This window comes from Gilliamella sp. CG25 (assembly GCF_046635705.1).
In the GTDB taxonomy this organism is placed as follows: Bacteria; Pseudomonadota; Gammaproteobacteria; order Enterobacterales; family Orbaceae; genus Gilliamella; species Gilliamella apicola_I.
The window spans coordinates 117,940-125,074 of sequence record NZ_JBIDFJ010000009.1 but is presented as its reverse complement, the minus strand read 5'-3'; the positions used below and the strand labels follow the sequence as shown (position 1 = coordinate 125,074).

The 7,135-nt window shown below is 33.5% G+C and carries 5 protein-coding genes and 2 CRISPR repeat arrays; all 5 genes read right to left on the bottom strand.

The genetic code is table 11. The annotated features are described in order from the left end of the window. Window positions 1–69: 69 nt before the first annotated feature. The 5 genes from ACGH6P_RS08485 to pbpC all read right to left on the bottom strand — a co-directional run bounded on the left by ACGH6P_RS08485 (window position 70) and on the right by pbpC (window position 7,090). The gene (locus ACGH6P_RS08485) at window positions 70–318 is read right to left on the bottom strand and encodes a hypothetical protein (protein ID WP_411597261.1); all 249 of its coding nucleotides are present in this window, start codon (window positions 316–318) and stop codon (window positions 70–72) included. A gap of 270 nt (window positions 319–588) precedes the next feature. Then, window positions 589–982: direct repeats of the CRISPR family, unit length 27 nt; unit sequence GTTTATCCCTATGTATATAGGGAACAC. A 452-nt stretch (window positions 983–1,434) separates the two neighbouring features. After that, on the bottom strand, window positions 1,435–2,139 hold the full coding sequence (locus tag ACGH6P_RS08480; protein WP_267351439.1) for an OB-fold protein: 705 nt from the start codon (window positions 2,137–2,139) through the stop codon (window positions 1,435–1,437). Between the two features lie 277 nt (window positions 2,140–2,416). Next, window positions 2,417–3,117: a CRISPR direct-repeat array (repeat unit 30 nt; unit sequence TCGGTTTATCCCTGTGTATACAGGGAACAC). 588 nt (window positions 3,118–3,705) lie between these two features. Next, entirely contained in the window at window positions 3,706–4,350 is a 645-nt protein-coding gene (locus ACGH6P_RS08475; protein ID WP_267351437.1) for a hypothetical protein, read from the bottom strand. A gap of 40 nt (window positions 4,351–4,390) precedes the next feature. Then, entirely contained in the window at window positions 4,391–4,843 is a 453-nt protein-coding gene (ndk, locus tag ACGH6P_RS08470) for a nucleoside-diphosphate kinase (protein WP_411590872.1), read from the bottom strand. Window positions 4,844–4,858: 15 nt separating this feature from the next. After that, window positions 4,859–7,090 carry a penicillin-binding protein 1C gene (gene pbpC / locus ACGH6P_RS08465; RefSeq protein ID WP_411597260.1) on the bottom strand — a complete coding sequence of 744 codons (2,232 nt, stop codon included), beginning with the start codon at window positions 7,088–7,090 and terminating at the stop codon, window positions 4,859–4,861. Window positions 7,091–7,135 lie beyond the last annotated feature (45 nt).

Sequence of the window (7,135 nt, the reverse complement as noted above, 5' to 3'; positions counted from 1 at the left end):
GCCCGTTAATTCATTCAGTAAACTTTCACCGACTTGATTGATAAGGGTGGTTATTTTGTTCGCCATGGGTTACTCCTTTGCTGATGTGTCGGACTGGTTAGTCAGCTTTCCAACGTTATTTAGGTGATAATGATTTTGGTTGCTTAAGTTGGAATAATTGAGGGCATCGATAATCAGAAGAGAATCAAGAAATTGATGAGATAATGATTGTAAATTAAGATACCAATCATCACGATAATGCCAGAAATTACCATAAATGGGTAATCGGTTATTTGATTGCACGTTGAAACAATCCGAAAACAGCTGCCTTATATCCATATCATTCCTAGAAATTATAGTTTTGTTTTTAGTTATTTTTGAATTTTAATTTTGATAAAAATTTTAAAGTTCTAAATTACATTGTTTTACAATTAAATGCAATTTTTTTTAGCATAATTTAGAATTAAATTAAATGTATAGCTGTGTTAAGTGTTTAAGATTAAGCTTGGTATTCACCACTATTTATTAATATAAAATAGTGTAAATTTTAGGTAGATCAATTATTGAAGCTTTAGAAGAAACCTCAAAAAATGATTTGTCGTTAATGTGGTTTATCCCTATGTATATAGGGAACACAACGTTCGCTGATGATATGAAAATGATAATGACGGTTTATCCCTATGTATATAGGGAACACGCCCTTTTGTGCCCGCTCGCATCATTTCGACAACGGTTTATCCCTATGTATATAGGGAACACCGTGTAAATGATCAGTATCGTGATGAACAACACAGTTTATCCCTATGTATATAGGGAACACTCTCGAATCAAAACAGCTATTGTCTATTGTTGAGGTTTATCCCTATGTATATAGGGAACACAATTACGATCACTGTTTAAACGTGGGTGCTGTGGGTTTATCCCTATGTATATAGGGAACACATACTCACCAACAGAGATTACCAACCCCTTTTCGGTTTATCCCTATGTATATAGGGAACACTTATTATAAATTATTGTTTATTAATTAAAATAGGGAGGTGTAAAATTCTACCGATTTTTTTGATTCTTTTTTGAGCAATTAAGAATTGAGCAATAACAGCTTAAATTTATAATTTAATCAAACTGTTAAATATGATTTATAAGGGGATTTTTACAATACACGTTCTTGTAATTTTTTTGTCTACCAACCAATTTGCAATCATCATATGTTTGTAATCGATTGGTTAAAAGTAAATGACAAATTACCGTGCATTATACCTCTTTGTATTATTTAATCTTATTGCTCTTTCCATACATATTTGATACCAATTCATTTGTTTATATCATTTAAGTGAAAATATCGTTTAGTTTTGTTTAATATTTTATTATTCTACATAATATTGGTGTAACGTTTATTATTGAATTGCGTAAAACATGTAACTAGCATAGAAAAAAAGCCCTAAAAGGGCTTTTTTATGGTTTTGGTAATGTAAATTTTTTGACCCCATCTTTCGCTTTAGTCTGTGCTAATGTCATAATTTCGATGAAATCTGCTTGATTTTTTTCAAAATCCTCAGCTGTTTTAAATTTCTCTAATGTATTTGGTTTTTGCTTATCGAATTCCCACATTGCTAAATAAACAGCCTCAAGTTTATTTGATGGTTTATCATTTATATTTAATTTATTTAGATCGCTCATTACTGAGTTGAGGAACTTATCGAAATAACTATCAGCGGTTACGCAACTTTTCAACGAAGGAAAAATGACATTATTTTTAGAGCCAAGACAAATCATATCAAGCTTAGTTCCTTTATTGATATTCATGGCATCATCTTTATTTTTTAATTCAAGCGAAACATATTCAAATTGATTTTTTCCATTTGCTACTACATAGGGATCGCCTGTCAAACTGGTTTTTACTCCTGATGCAACTGTTTTAATATTAACCAAATTTTTATCATATTTTTTTTCATAAACATATTGATTATCACCATATTCTTTAATTAGCTGTCCGGCATTAACCGTTGGGATTGCATCCATAAAACCTGATTTTCCATTCGCTCTGAACACAGCTATATCATCTTCTATTAAAAATTCAATGATCCTTTTTGCATTTTCATTTGCTGAGACATTAAAACCAATACAAGCAAGGATGGCGCTAAAAACTACTTTTTTCATGTGATATTTCCTGTAACTTAAAATTTATAAAAAGCATAACTTAACAAATTAAATACAAATTTTCAAATTTTTTCAATAATATAATTTGTATTTACCATGTCAGTTAACATCACACAAGTCATCGTAATGGTCTGTTGATCCAATTGTTTGGTCACCGTTTTATTGGTTTGGTTTGGGTTGGGTTGGGTTGCTTGCTTGACCTATAGTGTAATGTAAAAAGCCTATAGTCGGCAGATTTAGTTCACCCTAGGTTAGGTTGGATAGATAACTATATTAGGTGGTTTATCCCTGTTTGTACAGGGAACACTTGGTTCGCTAGCTCAACCTGATGATAGTGTGCGGTTTATCCCTGTGTATACAGGGAACACATTATTATATATAGATCGTAGATCTGGGATCGCGGTTTATCCCTGTGTATACAGGGAACCCGCAAAATCGAGCGCGAGTTGAGGGGAATCTGCCGGTTTATCCCTGTGTATACAGGGAATACCTGAGTAGCTAACGGTATTAGATGCACCCGATCGGTTTATCCCTGTGTATACAGGGAACACCAAACTATGATTTATATAATCGATTGGCAATTCGGTTTATCCCTGTGTATACAGGGAACACTTTCGACGAAACAATGGAGTTAGAAAAATGAGCGGTTTATCCCTGTGTATACAGGGAACACAACTCGTGATCCAATTGGCGTTGTTAAAATATCGGTTTATCCCTGTGTATACAGGGAACACAGAAGAGGTTAAAAAAATTAAAGGGGTTTTTTCGGTTTATCCCTGTGTATACAGGGAACACTGATTCTCTCGTTAAATAATTTAATAAAATTTCGGTTTATCCCTGTGTATACAGGGAACACTACGAGATTAGAGAGACAGGCGTCGAGTAGCTCGGTTTATCCCTGTGTATACAGGGAACACCGATTTTTTGATTTTCAGATAAACTCAAAATTCGGTTTATCCCTGTGTATACAGGGAACACCCTTATTATAACCCATTGTTTATTAATTAAAATAGTAAGGTGAAAAAATCCACCAAATTTTTTGATGATTTTTTGAGCAATTAATAGTTAAGCATTATCGGCTTAAATTTATAATATTATCATCATGTTAAGCTTAATTTGTAAGGAATTTTGTACGACATTCTTTTCTGTAATTTTTGTTTGCACCACGCAATTGTGAGTTGATCTAGCTTTTGTGATGCAAAAACTTTTTTTATAATTGGCATGACCTGAACCAAAATTTTCTTGAGGTACAAAAAAATCAAACTTTCCAAGATGATTTTCAAAAGACAAAAATCCTTTATTTTTTAAATGAAATGTAGTTATGTCCCACTTAAAATATGCGTTTTCTCATCTAGATTATTATTATTTATAGAAGGATATTCCTTGTGGTAACAATTACACTATTGTAACGAGTTTTTTTGATTACGATACTCTATGACCCTTTTGTATATTTAGTCACATGCCCTAAATTTTAAGGTCAATCTATATTATTCTTTGACCTTTAATAGAAGGTGTTATGCTTTTAGAAGTAACAATAAGATAGCTTTTACTGTTTTCATTGGGGTGTTAATTAAGTTTCTCAATAATTAATTTTTTATATTTATAATCAGTACTAAAAGAACCTTTTTCGTTCCATATAGTATCTGTGACTTTTATGTATAGAATATTGTCATTCCAAACCAAATCCCAAATAATCCATTTTTCTGTTTCGAAACAAAAATTATGCTCTATATGATCATGTTTAATCTTATATAAGTCTATAATTGATTTTGATCCTTCATAATCTAAATAAAAGGTAGTAAAATGCGTTTTTGCCTTATTTATATAGGGTATTCCTTGTAAAGTAATGGTATTATTTTTGTTATCCTGAATTTTAACCTCGCTATCTTCGTAAGATGAAACTGTAATAATATCCTTATTCAAGGGCTTCCAATAACCATAATAGTCATGAATTTTCATGGATTCGTTATCGTTCAAATTATTTATATAGGTTTTATTGTTCACATTTAGGTATGATTCTGTTTTTATGAATCTTTTATCATTTTTTTCAATCATTGGGTCATAAATTTTTTTCATATGACGGAATTCTTCTGCGCTGCTTTTTTCTTCTATAAAGTTTATTGAAAACTTTTTTAGATTATTAGCTTCACTATTTGTTGTATAACTACCTACCAGAAATAAAAAAATAGATAAGAAAAGGTGTTTTATCATTTTTGTTTTAACGCTATGTAATTTGGGTTATATCGGTGATTTATCTTTGTGTATGCGGGGAAACATGGTCGCTGCCGACGATTTCACTGTCCACAAAAAAATAGGCAATTTCTTTTTCAGCTGATGATAATGAGTCAGAACCATGAACGGCATTTTCAGTTACGTTGTCAGCAAAATCTGCACGTAATGTGCCTGTAGGGGCTTTTGATAAATCCGTTGGGCCCATAAGATCACGATAACGTTTGATAGCATTTTCACCCTCTAATACTTGTACTATAATCGGACCAGAGATCATAAATTTAATTAAATTATTGAAAAACGGTTTTCCTTGATGTTCGGCATAGAAACCTTCAGCTTGTGTTTGGGTCAATTTAAGCATTTTTATTGCAATGATATTAAGATTTGCTTGAGTTATTCGAGTTTCTATTTCGCCCATTAAATGTTTTTTTATGGCATTGGGTTTAATAATTGATAAAGTACGTTCAATAGCCATTGTGCGTTATCCTTGTTAATCTGAAGTAAATTGGATTCGTGTTATTTGTCCACTTTCATCGAGTAATAATAATCGATGTTGTCCTTTTTTCACGATTGTTAATGCGATTTTATCATTATCAGTTGATTGGGCAACAAGTTCTCCATCTAGAAACCACCATTTTTCACCCACTCCACCTTCGGCAAACAGTTCGATATTTATTTGATTTTGTCCCGGTAGCGATTTAACAAATTGCTGGTTTTTCAATCCGATAATCGTTAATGTAGAAAAAATATTTTTTTCCATTATAGGACAATCTTTATCGATTGGAGGAATAAGTGAATTTCTTCGCTCTTTCGGTAATAACCAGTTTTCCAGTGCTATAGGCCAAAGTGCTATTGTTTTTTTCTGAGCACCAGCACAATCAGGCGCAACACGTTTTCCTTGATCATTAATCCATACATTTATCCAACCAGTGCGATAAATAGTTTTAAGTTCATTTAATGAATTTTGCGTTGGTGGAATCATGTTATTTAATACCCAAGCCGTTTTTTGACGGTGACAATTATCATCTGTTACAGGTAATATTTGTCCAGTAGGCCAACATATTTTTTCTGATGTGACCGAGTCCGGTTTAACCGAAATTGGTAACGGTCGATTAATTCGATTTTCTTTATTTAATAATATTGAGTTTACTTGTTGCAAAATTGGGGTAGCGGTAATTGCACCATATTGACCTATTACTGGTGTTCCGTCAGGACGACCAACCCATACTCCAATTAAGTAACGAGGATTGATGCCGACAGCCCATGCGTCTCGATATCCATAGCTGGTTCCTGTTTTATAATAAACGCGATTATTATTAATAAGCATTTGTTTTGTGATCCATGCACTACCCTCAGAAATAAACGGTTGATTAATGATAGGTTCATTTTGAGTAAATCTTAATGGGCTAACTTCACCTTGTCGAGCAAAGGCACTGTAAGCACTCACTAAATTATCCATTCTTAACGAAGCCCCACCTAAAATATAAGCGATATTAGGATTGTTGCCTTGTGAAATCAATGGCAACCCCACGCTAAAAAGTTTAGCTGCAAATCGTTTTGGACCATAGAGTTCAATAAGCTGTACTGCCGGAAGATTAAGGGATTTTCGCAGTGCATTTGAGGCGCTGACGGGTCCGTTAAAATCTTCGTCAAAATTAGTGGGTCGATAATCAGAACTTATACGCGGCACATCTTGCAGTAAAGATTCAGAATGAATCATTCCATCATCAATTGCAAAAGCATAGATAAAGGGTTTTAATGTTGAGCCTGGTGATCGTAGTGCTTTAATCATATCAATCTGTCCAAAGCGTTCTTTATCATTAAAATCCGCTGATCCTAAATATGCTTTCACCGTCATATCAGTATGATCGACAACTAATATCGCAAGCGATGTTTTAGGGGGTAACTGTTTTTTGCGGTTTAATACCATATCTTCAAGATGATATTGAAGTGAAGGATCAATAGTTGAATGAATAATTTCATCATTAGGATATTGCTGCTTTAAACGATAAGATAGCAATGGGGCAAGTTGTGGGGATTTGCGAGGATGTACCCACACTTCATCTTGCTTAACTTGCTCAATAATTGCAGGTGTCCAGACATGATATGTTGCTAGGCGATCCAAGACTTTGTCGCGTGCTTGTTTAGCTCGTTCTGGGTATTTATCCGGTCTTAATCGGCTTGGCGCTTGGGGTAAAACCGCTAATAAAGCAGCTTCGCTACGAGTTAACGCACTGGGTTTTTTACCAAAATATGACCAGCTCGCAGCACCAATACCTTCTATTGTTCCCCCATAAGGAGCATGGTTAATATATAGCGTGAGTATTTCTTTTTTACTGTAATGCAGTTCAAGTTGTAAAGTTCGGAATATTTGCTTTAACTTACCTGAAAGCGTTCGTTCATGAGGATAGAGTAATCTGGCAACTTGCATTGATATTGTACTACCACCAGATATAATTCTATCATTATTGATATTTTGCCAAGCAGCACGAAGCAAAGAAAAAGGGTTTATCCCAACATGTTCATAAAAATAGCGGTCTTCGTAATTTAATAAAACATCCAGATAATAATCAGGGACTTCATCGAGTTTTACGGAATAACGCCAAATACCATTTTCATCAGCAAATCGCCACAAAGGTGTTTCGTCTTGTGCAACTATTGTTTGAGTAGGTTTATTTTTTGAAATTGATATGGGAAAAAGGTAATCAGCGATGAGAAACATAATTAACCCAAAAAATCCGAAAATGAATAGCCAAATAAGAAGTTT